The sequence below is a fragment of the Sphingomonas sp. genome (assembly GCF_965227385.1).
GTDB lineage: Bacteria > Pseudomonadota > Alphaproteobacteria > Sphingomonadales > Sphingomonadaceae > Sphingomonas.
Genome location: NZ_OZ245750.1, coordinates 1,048,412 through 1,063,850 on the forward strand (window position 1 = coordinate 1,048,412; position 15,439 = coordinate 1,063,850).

General features: G+C 67.4%; 16 protein-coding genes. 9 read left to right on the forward strand and 7 right to left on the reverse strand.

The window, feature by feature from the left end; translation table 11 throughout:
• Positions 1-30 precede the first annotated feature (30 nt).
• Genes fliR through ACO05N_RS05130 form a run of 4 tightly spaced genes read left to right on the forward strand, consistent with a single transcriptional unit; the run spans position 31 to position 3,828 of the window.
• Positions 31-813, forward strand: a complete 783-nt coding sequence (fliR, locus tag ACO05N_RS05115) for a flagellar biosynthetic protein FliR (protein WP_422056097.1) — start codon at positions 31-33, stop codon at positions 811-813.
• A complete protein-coding gene (gene flhB / locus ACO05N_RS05120; protein WP_422056098.1) occupies positions 813-1,955 on the forward strand; it encodes a flagellar type III secretion system protein FlhB in 1,143 nt (380 codons plus the stop codon). Before fliR ends, flhB begins: the two co-directional genes overlap by 1 nt.
• A gap of 33 nt (positions 1,956-1,988) precedes the next feature.
• Positions 1,989-3,425: a flagellar filament capping protein FliD gene (gene fliD / locus ACO05N_RS05125; RefSeq protein ID WP_422056099.1), complete on the forward strand. Its 1,437-nt coding sequence runs from the start codon at positions 1,989-1,991 to the stop codon at positions 3,423-3,425.
• A gap of 4 nt (positions 3,426-3,429) precedes the next feature.
• Positions 3,430-3,828: a flagellar protein FliS gene (locus ACO05N_RS05130; RefSeq protein ID WP_422056100.1), complete on the forward strand. Its 399-nt coding sequence runs from the start codon at positions 3,430-3,432 to the stop codon at positions 3,826-3,828.
• A 48-nt stretch (positions 3,829-3,876) separates the two neighbouring features.
• Here the strand turns inward: ACO05N_RS05130 and ACO05N_RS05135 are convergent, their stop codons facing one another.
• Entirely contained in the window at positions 3,877-4,947 is a 1,071-nt protein-coding gene (locus tag ACO05N_RS05135) for a CaiB/BaiF CoA transferase family protein (protein ID WP_422056101.1), read from the reverse strand.
• Between the two features lie 70 nt (positions 4,948-5,017).
• Between ACO05N_RS05135 and ACO05N_RS05140 the strand changes: the two genes are divergently transcribed.
• Together ACO05N_RS05140 and ACO05N_RS05145 are read left to right on the forward strand one after the other, a co-directional pair.
• Positions 5,018-5,554 carry an NADPH-dependent FMN reductase gene (locus ACO05N_RS05140; RefSeq protein ID WP_422056102.1) on the forward strand — a complete coding sequence of 179 codons (537 nt, stop codon included), beginning with the start codon at positions 5,018-5,020 and terminating at the stop codon, positions 5,552-5,554.
• Positions 5,555-5,611: 57 nt separating this feature from the next.
• Positions 5,612-6,208: a response regulator gene (locus ACO05N_RS05145; RefSeq protein ID WP_422056103.1), complete on the forward strand. Its 597-nt coding sequence runs from the start codon at positions 5,612-5,614 to the stop codon at positions 6,206-6,208.
• On the opposite strand, the gene ACO05N_RS05150 is transcribed toward ACO05N_RS05145, so the two are convergent.
• The 5 genes from ACO05N_RS05150 to argH are packed head-to-tail and all read right to left on the reverse strand — an operon-like array spanning position 6,186 to position 10,762.
• The gene (locus ACO05N_RS05150) at positions 6,186-7,136 is read right to left on the reverse strand and encodes a CorA family divalent cation transporter (protein WP_422056104.1); all 951 of its coding nucleotides are present in this window, start codon (positions 7,134-7,136) and stop codon (positions 6,186-6,188) included. The two genes, ACO05N_RS05145 and ACO05N_RS05150, sit on opposite strands and share 23 nt — an antisense overlap.
• Positions 7,133-7,888: an NAD(P)-dependent oxidoreductase gene (locus ACO05N_RS05155; RefSeq protein ID WP_422056105.1), complete on the reverse strand. Its 756-nt coding sequence runs from the start codon at positions 7,886-7,888 to the stop codon at positions 7,133-7,135. The genes ACO05N_RS05150 and ACO05N_RS05155 overlap by 4 nt, the downstream gene beginning before the upstream one ends.
• The gene (gene lysA / locus ACO05N_RS05160) at positions 7,885-9,144 is read right to left on the reverse strand and encodes a diaminopimelate decarboxylase (RefSeq protein WP_422056106.1); all 1,260 of its coding nucleotides are present in this window, start codon (positions 9,142-9,144) and stop codon (positions 7,885-7,887) included. The genes ACO05N_RS05155 and lysA overlap by 4 nt, the downstream gene beginning before the upstream one ends.
• Positions 9,145-9,154: 10 nt before the next feature.
• Positions 9,155-9,388 carry a lipoprotein gene (locus ACO05N_RS05165; protein ID WP_422056107.1) on the reverse strand — a complete coding sequence of 78 codons (234 nt, stop codon included), beginning with the start codon at positions 9,386-9,388 and terminating at the stop codon, positions 9,155-9,157.
• A 3-nt stretch (positions 9,389-9,391) separates the two neighbouring features.
• Entirely contained in the window at positions 9,392-10,762 is a 1,371-nt protein-coding gene (argH, locus tag ACO05N_RS05170; protein ID WP_422058708.1) for an argininosuccinate lyase, read from the reverse strand.
• Between the two features lie 16 nt (positions 10,763-10,778).
• Between argH and ACO05N_RS05175 the strand changes: the two genes are divergently transcribed.
• Positions 10,779-11,369: a TlpA family protein disulfide reductase gene (locus tag ACO05N_RS05175; RefSeq protein WP_422056108.1), complete on the forward strand. Its 591-nt coding sequence runs from the start codon at positions 10,779-10,781 to the stop codon at positions 11,367-11,369.
• Positions 11,370-11,382: 13 nt separating this feature from the next.
• Entirely contained in the window at positions 11,383-12,432 is a 1,050-nt protein-coding gene (locus ACO05N_RS05180; RefSeq protein WP_422056109.1) for a hypothetical protein, read from the forward strand.
• On the opposite strand, the gene ACO05N_RS05185 is transcribed toward ACO05N_RS05180, so the two are convergent.
• Complete coding sequence (locus tag ACO05N_RS05185) at positions 12,433-13,089, reverse strand: TetR/AcrR family transcriptional regulator (protein WP_422056110.1); 657 nt, start codon at positions 13,087-13,089, stop codon at positions 12,433-12,435. It abuts the gene before it with no gap.
• Between the two features lie 108 nt (positions 13,090-13,197).
• Here ACO05N_RS05185 and ACO05N_RS05190 point away from each other — a divergent pair, with 108 nt between their 5' ends.
• Positions 13,198-15,423, forward strand: a complete 2,226-nt coding sequence (locus ACO05N_RS05190) for a TonB-dependent receptor (protein WP_422056111.1) — start codon at positions 13,198-13,200, stop codon at positions 15,421-15,423.
• Positions 15,424-15,439: the final 16 nt, after the last annotated feature.

Genomic DNA, 15,439 nt, shown 5'->3' on the forward strand with positions numbered 1-15,439 from the left:
GGGCCCCGACTTCGGCCAGCATCCACTGACATGCTCGGCTTCGGCCTCGCAATCGAGCCGCAGCTGTGGGCGCTGCTGTTCACGATGGTGCGTGTCGGCGCAGCGTTCATGGCCGCGCCGGTGTTCGGCGCGATCGCAGTGCCGCTCAATGTCCGCATCCTGCTGACCGCCGCCGTATCGATCCTGTCGATGCACGCCGCGCCGATCGCGGTGCCGGGCGAGGTGTTCGTGCTGACCACGTTCCTCGCCGTCGCGGCGGAGGCTTTGGTCGGCCTCGCGCTCGGCTTCATCCTCCAGATCGCCTTCGCCGCGCCGTTGGTGGCGAGCGAAGTGATCGGCGTGTCGATGGGCCTCAGCTTCGCTACCGCGATCAACCCCCAGACCGGCCAGTCGACCCCGGCGCTGGGCCAGTTCCTGACCGTGCTGCTCACCTTGCTGTTCCTCGCGGTCGACGGTCATCTCGTGCTGGTCGAGCTGATCGTGCGCTCTTACGAACTGCTGCCCCCCGGCGGTGCCTGGCTCGCGCCGGGCAAGCTCATGAACATCGTGCTGTTCGGCGGCTATGCCTTTCTCGCCGGGTTGCTGCTCGCGCTTCCCGTGGGGTTCCTGCTGCTGTGCCTCAACATCGTGGTCGGCATGCTGTCGCGCTCCGCCCCCGCGCTTAACCTGTTCGCGATCGGCATTCCCGCCAGCCTTGCCATGGGCGTACTCGCCCTGCTCGTCGGCATGCCGGCCATGGGCGACTACATGCTCGTCATCGTGCGTGAGGCGCTCGACGCCGCACAGGCGCTGGTGCTGGGAGGCCTCGGCTGATGTCGGAGAGCGCCGGCGAAAAGACACAAGCCCCAACACCCAAGCGCAAGCAAAAGGCGCGCGACGACGGCGACCTGCTCAAATCGCGCGAGTTCGGCGCGGCGCTGATCATGCTGCTCGGCTGTGGCTGGATGATCCTGATGGGGCCGCAATTGCTGTCGGCGATCCGGGAGGTGATGACGGCCAGCTTCAGCTTCGGTCGCGCCGATATTGAGAGTTTCCAGCCGTGGAAGCCGCTCGCCACCGCCGGGTGGAAGCTTGCGCCGTCGCTCGGCGCGCTGCTCGCCATCACGCTGGGCGGCGCGGTGCTCAGCCAGGCGGCGCTCGGCTCGCTGCGCTTCAACGGCAAGCTGATGGCGCCCAAGGGCAACCGCATCAATCCCGGTTCCGGCCTCAAGCGCATCTTCGGCCCGACCGGCTGGATTGAACTCGGCAAGTCGCTGCTCAAGGTCGTGCTGCTCGGCGGCATGGGCGCGTGGCTGCTCTGGGGATCGGCGCCGATGACGATGGGACTGGTCTCGTCCGACCTCGGCACGGCGGTGAAGTCGCTTGGCGATACCTTTGCGACGCTCGTCATCGTCATGGCTGGCGGATTGCTGCTGATCGCGGGCGTTGACCTCCCGATCCAGATCTTCCGCCACATGCAGCGGCTCAAGATGACCCTTCAGGAGGTGAAGGACGAATATAAGGAAACCGAAGGCTCGCCCGAGGCCAAGAGCCATCGCCGCCAGCGCCAGCGCGAAATCGCCAAGGGCGGGTTGCGCAAGAGCGTCGCCACCGCGCATGTCGTGCTCACCAACCCGACGCACTTCTCGGTCGCCTTGCGCTACGATCAGGGCAAGGATCAGGTGCCGGTGGTGGTCGCCAAGGGCCGCGGCGAAATCGCGCTGGCGATCCGCGAGCTGGCGGATGAACTGGCGGTGCCACGGATCGAGCTGCCCCCGCTCGCCCGTGCGCTCTACTTCACCAGCCGCGAGAATCAGGAGATCCGCGACGACCTCTATCTCGCGGTCGCGACGGTGCTGGCGTTCGTGTTCGGCCTCGACAAGCGTGCCGGGGCGGCGATGCCGGCCGTGCGGGTGCCTGAAACCGCGCTGTTCGACGAAAACGGGGTGCAAATCGGCCTAAAGGGCAAGCCGTGATGGCCGTTCTTGAAGGCATGGGGGATCACGGCCATGGCCATTGAATCGATTGCGAAAACGATCGGCACCGGGTCGGGCATCGACACGACCGCGCTCGTCCAGGGTCTGGTCGACGCGCAGTTCGAGCTGAAGAACGCCGCGCTCACCAAACGCGAAGAGACGCTGACCGCGCAGATCACGGCGGCAGCAACGCACAAGAGCAACATCACCGGCTTCGCCACCGCGCTCGCCAGCCTGACGCGCGGCGGAACATTGTCGACCCAGCCGACCAGCTCGCACCCCGGCATCCTCGGCGTCACCCGCCTGGCCGGTGCCAATCTCGCGACGCTCAACACCAAGGTGGAGGTGCGCCAGCTCGCCGCGCCGCAGAGCGCCGCCAGCGCGCCCGTCACCGACCGCACCGCCGCGATCGGGCAGGGGACGCTGACATTGACCTTCGGCACCGCCACGGTCGCCGATGGCGCGATGACCGGCTTTACCGCCGGCACCGCCGCGCCCGTCACCATCCCCATCGGTCCGGCCAATAGCAGCCTCGATGGCATCGCTTCCGCGATCAACGCGGCCAAGGCGGGCATCTCTGCCTCGGTCGTCACCGACAGCGGCGGCGCGCGCCTGGTGGTCAAGGGCGCGAGCGGCGAAGCGCGCGCCTTCACGCTGACCGCGACCGAAACCCCGGGCCACACCGGCCTTGCCGCTCTCAATGTCGGCATCGGTGCGACCGGTACGACGATCGGCAGCGCTGCTTCCGACGCGATCGTCGCGGTCGACGGCATCGCGCTGCGCCGCGACGGCAACAGCATTTCCGATCTGGTCCCCGGCGTGCGGCTCGACCTGGCCTCGGCCCAGCCCGGCACGATCGTGTCGATCGGCAAGAGCGCACCGACCAGCGCACTGCTTCAGGCGGCACAGGATTTCGTCGCGACCTATAACGAGGTGTTTGCGGCGTTGAACAAGGACCTCGACCCGATCGGCGGCGCGCTGCGTGGCGATGCCGCGGCGAAGGCGGTGAAACGCTCGCTGCAGCAGATCACGATCGCACAGATCGCGACCGGTGCCGCGGGCGAGCCGACCACGCTGGCCCAGATCGGCATCCGCACCGAACGTAACGGGACGCTCAGCGTCGATACCACCGCACTCACCCGCGCGCTGGTCGATTATCCCGAAGCGGTCGAGCGGCTGTTCGCCGAACCGGTCGGCACCGGTGCCACCGGCAATGGCGTCGCCGGCGCGCTCAACGCCATCGCCACGGCGGCGGCCAGCACCACGCGCGGGCTGGGCGCGAGCGAGGCGGGCTATACCCGCGCCAAGGCCGATCTCGACGACGACAAGGCCGACATTCTGACCAAGATCGAGGACACCCGCACCCGCATGACCCGTCAGTTCGCCAGCATGGATGCCAAGGTCGCGGTCTATAAATCGACGATGAGCTTCCTCGAATCGCAGGTCGAAGCCTGGAACAAGCAGAATTGATGCGATGACCCGCCCGATCCGCCTCACCACCGACGCCGCCGCCACCTATCGGAACATCGACGCGGTGGGTCGCACCGCCGCGGCCGATCCGCACCAGCTGATCGCGCTGATGTATCGGGAGTGCATCGCCGCGCTTCGCTCCGCCGCCTTTGCGACCGAGAAGCGCCAGTTCCCGGTCAAGAGCGAGCGCATCGCCCGCGCCACCGCAATCCTGTTCGCGCTGGAAGGGGGCCTCGATTTCGAGCGTGGCGGTGACGTCTCGCGCACGCTGGCGACGCTCTACCACGGCCTGCGCAACCAGATCGTCCACGCGAGCATCGGCACCGACCCCGCGCCGTTCCGCGCGGTCGCCGACGACCTCGAGGAAATTGCCGGCGCATGGAGCGCCGCGCGCGCGGCATAATTCAAGCCATCAGTCCTCATCCCGGCGAGGGAGGATCGTTGATCGTCCCTAATCGACCCACCGCCCCAGCATCTCGCCCACGCTCGTCACGACCGCCGGTCCCACCGGCGCGGCACGCGGGGAGAATTGCGGCGCGGTCGGGCCACCCGCCGGGCCGCTCGCCAGCGGACGCCGGGCGAGTGCATGCGGATGCCGCGCGGCTTCGCTTAGGCTCAGCACCGGGGTGACGCACGCCGCCCCGTCGGGAAAGCGCGCGATCCATTCGTCGCGCGTCCGGCTGGCAAAGCGGCGGGCGAATTCGCGCGCCATGTGCGGCCAGGCGGCGCGGTCGAACTGCGGGATTTTCGACGCCTCCAGCCCGAGTACCGCGCACAGCTCGGCAAAGGCCGACGGCTCGATCGCGCCGACGGCGACATGCCGGGCATCGGCACAGCAATAGGTGCGGTAGAAGGGCGCGCCGCCATCGACCAGATTGGCCTCGCGCCGGTCGAGCCAGCGGCCGCTTCCGGCCAGGCTCTGGGTAAGCGCCATCAGCGTGCCCACCCCATCGACCGCCGCCGCATCGACGATGCGTCCCTCGCCGCTTGCCTGCGCGCCCAGGATCCCGCTGACCATGCCCAGCGCCAGAAACAGCCCGCACCCGGCATGATCGCCCAGCAGGGTGAGCGGCACTACCGGCTGGTCGGGCGTCCCGATGGCATGCAGGGTGCCTGTCAGGGCGAGTACATTGATGTCGCTGCCGGGACGTTCCGCCATCGGCCCGTCCTGCCCCCACATGCTCGCCCGGCCATAGACCAGCCGTGGATTGCGCATCCGGCACGCATCCGGCCCGATCCCCAGCGCCTCGATCGAACGCGCCGGCATCCCCTCGATCAACCCATCGGCGCGATCGATCAGGTCGCGCAGCTCGTTGATCGACGCCGGATGGCGGAAATCGAGCTCCAGTTCGCGCCGCCCGCGATACAGGCCGGGGACGACATGGCTCGCGCTCGCATCGGGCTGAACCACGCGGACCACGTCCGCCCCCAGGTCGGCGAGCAGCATCGCGGCGAACGGCACCGGCCCGATCGCGTCGATCTCGACGATGCGCACCCCAGCCAGCGGTCCCTTAGCCTGCACCTCCGTCCCTCCATTGTCGTCCCGCGCGTTCAGGGTGGCCCATCCCACCGGTTTCCGCTAGCCCCCCGCCATGAGCAAGCCGCACATCGTCGCCCTGGGCGGAACCTCGCGCCCCGAATCGAGCACCGGGCGCGCGCTGGCGCGATGCCTGGCAATCGCCGAAGACGCCGGTGCGCGCACCACCTTGCTGACGGGCGAGGCGATCAACTTCCCGCCCTTCGAGCTCTGCGATCCGGTGCCGGACGGCCGCATTGCGGATTTCGTGGCAGTGCTGCGCAGCGCCGACGCGCTGGTGATCGGGTCGCCGGGCTATCACGGCACGCTGTCAGGACTGGTCAAGAATGCACTCGACCATGTCGAGCTGTTGCGGGGTGACGACCGCGTCTATTTCGATCGCATGCCGGTCGGGATCGTCGCTACCGCCGGGGGATGGCAGGCGGCAGTATCGACCATGGCGGCGCTGCGCACCGTGGTCCACGCCCTGCGCGGCTGGCCGACCCCGCTCGGCGTCCCGATCAACACCGGCGCGCCGGGCGATCCGCTGGCCGACGCCGATCCGCAGCTGCGCATGATGGTCGATCAGATTCTCTGGTTTCTGCGGCGCTGAGGCGCTTGGGTCGCGGGATTAACCGGATTGTGACGCACCCGGTCTATAACGGCCGCCATGGTGACCACCACCGCCCCGACCGGCGACTCACGCCGCCGCGCCACGCGTACCATCCTGGTCGTCGATGACAGCCGGACCAGCCTGCACGTCATCGGCGGGCGGCTCGGCGCGATGGGCTATATGGTGGTGCTGGCGCAAAGCGGTCGCGAGGCGCTGGACCTGATCTCCGGGCGCGGCTTCGACCTGGTCCTGCTCGACATGGTGATGCCGGGCATGTCGGGTCTGGAAGCGCTCGGTGAAATCCGCACCGCTCCCGACACCGCCGACCTGCCCGTGATCATGATCACCGCGCTCAACGACCCGCACGGCGCGGTTGCGGCGCTGGCGGCGGGGGCCGACGATCACCTTGCCAAGCCGTTCGATTTCGGCGTGCTTCAGGCGCGGATCGAACGCACGCTGGAGCGGGCCGGCCGGATCGCCGAACTTAAGCGCACCGTCGCCGCGCTCGACGCGCGAATCGCCGCGCGCGCCATCGAACTGGGCGAGACGCGCAGCGAACTCGCCGTCACGCGCGCCGATTGTGCGCGGCTGCAGGGATCGGTCGACATGCGGGCCGTACTGGCCGTGCCGTTCAGCGGAACCAGTGCCGCCTGACGAAATACAGGCCGACGCCGGCCGCCACTGCCAGGCTGAATCCGGTGATCACCCAGAATGATTCGGGATGTTTGGCATATGGGATGCCGTCGACGTTCATCCCGAACAGCCCGGTGATGAAGGTCAGCGGCAGGAAGATCATCGCCACCACTGCGATCAGCAGCGAGCGCTGGTCGATCACCTCGGCCCGCAGGTCGGTCAGCGCCTCATGGATCAGCGCCGAACGCTCGCGAATGCTCTCCAGCTCTTCCGCCATCCGCGCAGCGCGGTCGGCGGCGGCGTTGATGTGCAGCCGGTCGTCATCGCTCAGCCAGGCCACCGGCAGCCCGGCAAGCTTCTCCAGCGCCACGCGCTGGGGATAGAGAAAACGCCGATAACCGATCGCCTCGCGCCGCACGCGGCTGACGTTGCGGCGTAGGTCGAACGCGGCGCGCGGGTCGAGCCGCTCCTCGCAATCGTCGAGCGAATCGCCGAGTTGCGCGACATGCGGATCGAGCTGTTCGGTGATCGCGGTCGCCAGCGTCGCGATCAGGTCGCCCGCGTCCCGAATGTCGCCTGCGATCATTGCCGCCCGCGCCGCATCGAGCGCATCGAGCGGCAGGCGCGTGACGGAAATCACCCGCTGGCCGTCGGCGCGCATGCGGATCGACGCGAGCGGATCGCTGCTCGCCATCTGCGCCTGCGTCATGCCGCGTAGGTTGAGCAACGCCGCACCATCGACCTGTTCGCAGCGCGGGCGCGTCTCCAGCGCGGTCAGCGCGTCGATGGTGAAATGGTCGAGCGCGGCATGATCGCGCAACCACGCCTGCACCTCCTCATCGCGGGACGTGAGGTGAATCCACACGAACTCCGCCTCGACCCCCAGCGCGTCGCGCGGGGCGATCTCCTCGACGGCCTGTGCCGTCACCCGATAGGCAAATCCACTCATCGCGTCGTTGCAACATCGACGGTCAGCCCGGGCAAGCCCTCAGGCGGCGCATCGCACAGCAGGCGATCGGCATCGGCGCGCGCGCGGTCCAGGATCGCGGCGGGGACGTCCGCGCGATGCGTCACGCGATCCGCCTGCGCCAGCCAGCGCGCCTGCCGCAGCGTCAGGTCGTCGGGGTCGGGAGAGGTCAGCACGATGGTCTCGATCCGGTCGCCCGGTGCATCCGAACCCGCAATCCAGCGCGCCACCGCCTCGTCATCCTGCGCCTGAAATGGATCGAGCGGCCCGCTCAGCGCCGCACCCAGCGCTCGCCGCCGCGCGCCCCCATCGGGCCAGCGCGCCCGCATCGCCCCCCGCGCCGCCGCCAGCGCATCGGCAAACGCGCCAAGACCAGCGGGAATCAGCGGCTCGATCCGCTGGCGCAACGCCGCCGCAAGTCCCGCCGACGCGCCCCCGGTGCCGATCGCGATCGTCACCGGATCACGCTCGACGATCGCAGGCAGGGTGAAGTCGCACAGATCGGGCCGGTCGGCGACATTGACCAGCAACCCGCGCGCCTTGAGCCGCGCGACCACCGGCTCGGGATCCTCACACGCGACCAGAGCGATGTGCGCGGCCGCATCCTCGCCGACGATCACCGCACCCGCGCGTTCGAGCAACCGACGCTTGGCCTCCGCCATCGCGCCGTCGCCCACCAGGATTGCCGGCCGCCCGTCCAGCCGCAAAAAGACGGGCAGGCCGGAGCGTTTCACCGCACCCACTCGGGGACGCGTTCGGCCCCCATGATCGTTTCGGGCTGGATGCGGTCGGCGACCACCGCGAACTTGTCGCCCGACACCAGCACCTCGGGCACCAGCGCGCGGCTGTTATAGGTCGACGCCATCGTCGCGCCGTACGCGCCAGCCGTGCGGAACACGGCAAGGTCGCCCGACTTCACCAGATCGATTTCGCGCCCCATCGCGAACGTATCGCCGGTTTCGCACACTGGACCCGCGATATTGGCGACGAACTTCTCCCCGGTCGGCTCGACCGCCTCGAACGCATGATAGGCGTCGTAGAGGGCAGGGCGGGCCAGGTCGTTCATCGCGGCATCGACGATGACATAGGGGTTGATGCTCGCCGGCTTGACCCAGATCACCTCGGTGACGAGCAGCCCGGCATTGCCGCAGATGAAGCGGCCCGGCTCGAACATCAGCGTCACGTCCCAATCGGCGGTGACGCGCTTGACCATCGCGCCGAATTCCTCGGCGGACGACACCTTGTCGTCCGGCTCATAGGGAACGCCAAGCCCGCCGCCCAGATCGACATGGGTGATGGTGTGCCCGGCGGCGCGCAGCTGCGCGACCAGCTCGCCGACGCGCTTGTACGCGGCCTCCAGCGGGGCGAGCGTCTTGAGCTGGCTGCCGATATGGATCGCCACGCCGCGCAAATTCATGCCCGGGCGCTTGGCCAGCCGGTCGAAGATCGCAGGCGCGCGGTCGATCGCCACGCCGAACTTGTTCTCCGCCTTGCCGGTCGAGATCTTGGCGTGGGTGCCTGCATCGACATCGGGGTTCACCCGCAGCACCGCCGGCGCGGTCTTGCCCTGCGCATGCGCCAGGTCGGCGAGGACCTCGCCTTCCTCCTCCAGCTCCAGATTGAACTGGCCGATATTCTCGTCCAGCCCCAGCTGCAGCTCGCCGCGGGTCTTGCCGACGCCCGAAAACACGATGTCCTCGGGCTTCATCCCCGCCGCCAGCGCGCGCTTCAATTCGCCGCCCGACACCACGTCCGCGCCATAGCCCTGCTTGGCCAGCACGCCGAGCACCGCAAGGTTCGGATTGGCCTTGATCGCGAACGCGATGTGCACGCGCGGCAGATCGGCGAGCGCGGCCTTCAGCACCTGCGCATGCCGTTCCAGCGTCGCGGTCGAATAGACGTAGAAGGGCGTGCCCACTTCCGCGGCGATAGCGGGAATGGCAACGTCCTCGGCGTGCATCACGCCGTTCTTGCGGGTGAAATGGTCCATGATGATCTTCTTACTGCGGCGGCAGATCGAACTCGTCGCTGCGCCGTTCTTCTGAGCTGAGCAGCACTTCGTCGCTGCGCGTCGGTCGCGTCTGGGGCGGCGCCTTCGTCAGGTCTGCCGGTGCCGGCGTGGCCACCGCCCCATAGGGTTTGGGGGGCAGCGACTCCCCGGCGGCCGGTTTCAGGTCGCCCCGATTGCCGCATGCGGCCAGCAGAAGCGCCGTGAAGACCACCAGGGTTCGCATAACTTACTCTCCTCTTGCGGCACGCGCCGCCGCAATCGCCTCACGCACCCGCGCCGGGGCCGTGCCACCAAAACTCATCCGGCTCGCGACCGAAGCATCGACCGTCAATACGTCAAACACGCGCGCATCGATACGCCCGTCGATCGCCTGCAGTTCCGCCAGTTCCAGCTGGTCGAGCCGCACGCCCTTGGCCTCCGCCGCCGCGACCGCGCGGCCGGTGATGTGGTGCGCTTCGCGGAACGGGATGCCGCCCTCGCGCACCAGCCAGTCGGCGAGGTCGGTGGCGGTGGCAAAGCCGCTTTCGGCGAGGGCGCGCATCCGGTCGGTGCGGAACGCCGCGCTCTCGACCATCCCGGTCATCGCCGCGATGGAGAGCGCGAGCAGGTCATGCGCTTCGAACACCGGCGGCTTGTCGTCCTGCATGTCCTTCGAATAGGCGAGCGGCAGGCCCTTCATCGTGATCATCAGCGCGGTCAGGCACCCGACGATCCGCCCGCTATGCCCGCGCACCAGCTCGGCGGCATCGGGGTTGCGTTTCTGCGGCATGATCGAGCTGCCGGTCGACCATTGGTCGGACAGCTTGACGAAGCCGAACGGCTGGCTCGCCCAGATCACGAACTCTTCTGCCAGCCGTGACAGGTGCAGCGAACATTGCGCAGCCGCCATCAGATAATCGAGCGCGAAGTCGCGGTCGCTCACGGCATCGAGCGAGTTGCGCGTCGGCCCGTCAAAGCCCAGCGCCGCTGCGGTCATGTCCCGATCCAGCGGAAAGCCCGTCCCGGCCAGCGCCGCCGACCCTAGCGGGCAGCGATTGCCCCGCGCGCGACTATCGCTGAATCGGCTGATATCGCGCGCGATCATCTCGAAATAGGCCATCAGATGATGCCCCAGCGTCACAGGCTGCGCGCTCTGCAGATGGGTGAAGCCCGGCATCACGCTGTCGGCATGTTCCTGCGCCCGCGTCAGCAGCGCGCCCTGCAGCGCGTCGAGCGCGGCGAGCACCTGATCGGTCGCGTCGCGCACCCACAGGCGGAAATCGGTCGCGACCTGATCGTTGCGGCTGCGCGCAGTGTGCAGCCGCCCGGCGACCGCCCCGATCTTCTCGGCCAGCCGCGATTCGGTCAGCATATGAATGTCTTCGAGCGCCAGATCCTCCGGCACCCCGTCACGTTCGTAATCGGCGGCGACCTGATCCAGCCCGGCAGAAATCGTCGCGGCATCCTCCGTCGACACGATGCCCTGCTGCCCCAGCATCGCGACATGCGCTTTCGATCCGGCGATGTCCTGCGCCCACATTCGCTTGTCGAACGGGATCGATGCGTTAATCTCACGCATCACCGACGACGGGCCTTCGGAAAAGCGCCCGCCCCACATGGAATTGGAGCTTCCCTTGCGCTCGACGATCGCGCTTCTCCTCACTCTGGGCCTTGGAACCGCCGGCTGCGATAGTGGCAAGCAACCCGACCCGCAAGCAACCGCAACTGTCGCCGACGAAAGCGCGGCTGCGCCCGACAACGCGTCCGACGAACCAGAACGCGTCGGCACGGTCGACCGGAGCAACAAGGGTCAGGCCGCGCCCGACCACGGCTTTCTAGACCCCGCGGGCAATCCGGTGACGCTGGCGGCGTTCCGCGGCAAGCCGCTGCTGGTCAACCTCTGGGCCACCTGGTGCGCGCCCTGCGTGCGCGAAATGCCGACGCTCGACCGCCTCGCCGTGCGCGAAAAGGACAAGCTCCAGGTGCTGGTGATCAGCCAGGACCTCGACGGCGCGGCCAAGGTCACGCCCTTCTTCGAAAAGGCCAAGTTCGCCGCGCTCCAGCCCTATCTCGACCCCGACGTCAAATTCTCGACCGGCTATGGCGTCAACCTGCCGACGACGATCCTCTATGACGCGCAGGGCAAGGAAGTTTGGCGCGTCTCGGGCGACATGGACTGGGACGGCGAGACGGCTGCGGCTTGGATCGCGGAGGCATCGAAGTAACGGAGGAAGCGTGATGAAGCCGCTGTTGCTTGCCCTTGTGTGCCTGGCGTTGGCCGCCGCGCCGTCACTGGCTCAGCCGGGCGGCAAGGCACCTGTCGACGATGTGTTCGACCGCGGATGCGGCGACGACAATGGAACCGACCGTTGCTCCGATGCGGTGCAGGACAAAATGCGATCCTTGTACGGGCTCGAGTCGGGCAAAGACCTGATCGACCGCGGCGTTACCTTCCGGAGGGTTATGCTGGTCGATGGCTATGGCAGAGATGTCGTCGCCATCTCCGCGCACAGGAAGCCGGGCCGGGCGCCCGTCATCGAGGTTCGAATTCCCGGGGCGCTCACGGCTAAATCTGCGACCTTGGAAGCCGCACTCAGCAGCGAAGCGTGGACGCGCATCATTGCGGAATCCGCGAATTTCGATCGCGACCTGGTACGCAGAAATGGGGTAGCTGAGGATGAAATCTCGCTTTGCCTCCATGCCTGGTTCGCGGTGGGTGAAGCGGGAGATGCGCGCAGGCTCGAACAGCATGTGCTGGGCGAGCAACAGACTGAGTCCGGGTATCGTCGCGATGCAGAAACCGCATGTGGCGGGGGGCTCGGAATGTCGTTCGCCTTTCGCCTCGCCGATATTGCGTATGAGGTGTTGGCCGAATGCGGCACGATCGACCGTGCGACCGTTCGGAATATCCCGATGCTCCTCGCGACCTGCACGGGACTAAAGGGCGATCGGCAGTCCGCCGGTGAAGCGCTCGCCGTGCTTAACAAGCTGCGGCCCGGCACTGAATTGACGCAAAAAGAGAGCGACTGGCTCGTCGCACACGACGCGGAGTCGGTTCAGCCGCAGCTGTGGTCGCTGCTTCAGACCGCCGGGGCGATCTTCTTCGAATCTCCTGAAGGGTTCGATGTCGATCACGTCAAAGTGCGCGGGACGGCCGCATATTGGAATACCGACAAGGCGGATGACGATGAGGAGGCAACGGTCGAACTGGCACTGATCCGCCAGCTCGACGGCTTCGTCGTCAAGAGTCTACGCGTATCCGAGCGTCGCCCGATGAAGCGCGGCTGACTACCGAACCCCCAACCCCCGCGCCAGCATCTCCGCCACCGTATCCGCGACCTCGGCCGCCTCGGCATCCTCGCTCCACACGCCATAGCGCAGGCCCAGAAACACGTTCATCCCCATGATCGCCCAGGCGTGGACCTCGGACACGTCGTCGCGCACCTCGCCGCGCTCGGCCGCCGCCTTCAGGCGCCTTTCGATGCGCTCGGCGGTGGTCTGATAGTGGAGCCGGAAACTCTCGGGATCGACGAACTCGGCCTCGTCGATGATGCGGTAGATTTCCTTGTGCTTGCGAACGAAGCCGATGAAGGTTTCAAGCCCCGCGCGCTCTGCGGCGATCTGCTCCGGCGCGGCGCGGATCGCGGGGGCGACATGTTCGCGCACCTGATCGCTCATGTCGCGCACCAGCGCGCGGAACACCGCGTCCTTCGAATCAAAATAGGTGTAGAAACTGCCCAGCGCCACGCCGGCGCGTCGGGTGATGCCGCTCACCGACCCCTCATGGAATCCCTTCTCGCCGAACTCGGCGGCGGCGGCGTCGAGGATGGCGCGCAATGTGCGGCGTCCGCGGGCGGTGCGCGGTTCCTTGCCCTCGCTCGCCGCGCTGTCGCCCAGATGCAGGGCAGGGGGCAGTGTGGCGGACTTGCCACGTTCTTGCGTCATTTCGTCCCCTCCTTCATCCGGAAGTTGAAACCCGGTTCAGGTTTCACTATAGGCAAGCGCAACCACTGACAAGGCCGGGTATCGTCGGCCGCTTTTGGGGAGGAAAGCATGAAGCGTCTCTATCCGTCTGTCCGCACGATTCTGACCGCCGGCGCCGCGCTGAGCGCGCTCGCCTCTGTCCCTGCCATGGCGCAGGATGCACCCGCCGACGAAGCCGCCGAAGCGCAGGACAGTGGCGAAATCGTCGTCACCGCGCGCCGTCGCGAGGAAAGCCTGATCGACGTGCCGATCTCGATGTCGGTCGTGTCGGGCGATTCGCTGGTCAAGAGCGGCGCGGCGGACATCACCGCGCTGCAGGACAAGACCCCGAACCTGACGCTGCAGGTCGCGCGCGGTTCCAACTCGACCCTGATCGCGTTCAGCCGCGGCGTCGGTCAGCAGGATCCGTTGTGGGGCTTCGAGCCCGGCGTCGCGCTGTACATCGACGATGTTTATGTCGCACGCCCCCAGGGCGCGGTGCTCGACATTTTCGACGTCGAGCGGGTCGAAGTACTGCGCGGGCCGCAGGGCACGCTGTACGGCCGCAACACCATCGGCGGTGCGGTGAAGTATGTCACCCGTCGCCTCGGCAATGACTTCAAGGCGTCGTTCCGCGGCTCCTACGGCTCGTACAACCAGATCGACCTCCTCGGTCAGGTCGTGGTGCCGGTCGGCGACACGCTGTCGCTGGGCGCGGCGGTCGCGCAGTACTGGCGCGACGGCTATGGCACCAACCTCACCACCGGTGCCGAGCATTACAACAAGGACGTCCTGGCCGCGCGCGTATCGGCGGAGTTCAGCCCGACCGACACCATCTTCTTCCGTGTCGCGGGCGATCGCGTGCTCGACCGGTCTAACCCGCGCCACGGCACCCGCCTGCTGCCCAACGGCACCGACCCGATCTATGCGCCGACCGCCAGCGTCTACGATACCCGCGCGGGCATCGGCGACGAGAATCGCGTCGAGACGCGCGGTGTGTCGATCACCGGTGAGATCGGCCTGTCCGACGCGCTGACGTTCAAGACGATCACCGCGTGGCGCGACGGCAACACCGACACGGTGATCGACTTCGACAACACCCGCCTGCCGACGCTCGACGTCCCTGCCGAATATTCGGACCGCCAGTTCACCCAGGAGCTTCAGCTGCTGTATGAGGGCGAGGCGCTTCAGGGCGTGTTCGGCGTGTATTACCTCAACGGCCGCGCCAGCGGTGCGTTCGACACCGTGCTCGGCCTGCTCAACACCACCACGCTGACCTCGGGTGAGGTGTTCACCAAAAGCTATGCCGCGTTCGGCGACTTCAGCTTCGACCTCAGCGATCAGTTCAAGATCTCGGCCGGCCTGCGCTACACCCGCGATGAAAAGACCGGCACGGTGTTCCGCCGCAACTATACCGGCATCCGGTCGCCGCGCTTTGGCAACACCACCGCGGTTCCCGGCCTGATCCGGTCGGACTATACCAACAGCCGCGATTTCGAGAAGCTGACCCCGCGCATCAGCCTCAGCTACCAGCCCCACGCCGACCTCAATTTCTATGCCAGCTATGGCAAGGGGTATAAGTCGGGCGGGTTCGACATGCGTGGCGACGCGATCCTGACGCCGACCACCGTCAACGGGTACGAGCCCGAGACGATCGACAGCTACGAGCTGGGCATGAAGGGCGCGTTTCTCGACCGCACCCTTTTCGTGAACGCCGCCGGCTTCTTCTCGACCTACAAGGACCAGCAGGTCACGATCCAGGTGCCCTCGCTCGCGGGTGGCATTGCCAGCTTCGTCGATAACGCGGGCAAGGGCGAGATTTACGGGTTCGAGCTCGAAACCCGCATGGTCCCGTCGCGCCACTTCCAGGCCAGCGTTGTGGTCGGCTACACCAACGCCGACTACAAGGAGTTCCTGACCTTTATCGGCGGTGGCACCACCCCGGTCGACGTCTCGAACGCGCGCGATTTCCAGAATACGCCGGAATGGACCGCCAACGCCTCCTTCACCTGGTCGAACGATGTAGCGGGCGGCGTGCTCGCCTTCACCCCGGCGGTTTCGCTGCGCAGCGATACCCAGATGTTCGAACTGGCGACCCCGGCGCTCGATCAGGACGGCTATGCGCTGGTCGACGCCTCGCTCAACTGGACCTCGGGCGACGGCCGCTATCGCATCGGCGTCGCCGCGCGTAACCTGACCGACGCGCGCTATCGCGTCGGCGGCTACAACTTCCCGGGCGCGACCTTCGGCAATTCGATCATCGGCTATTACGGCCCGCCGCGCACCGTGACCGGCACGTTCGAGATCAAGTTCTGATCGCTTTCGTGCTTTG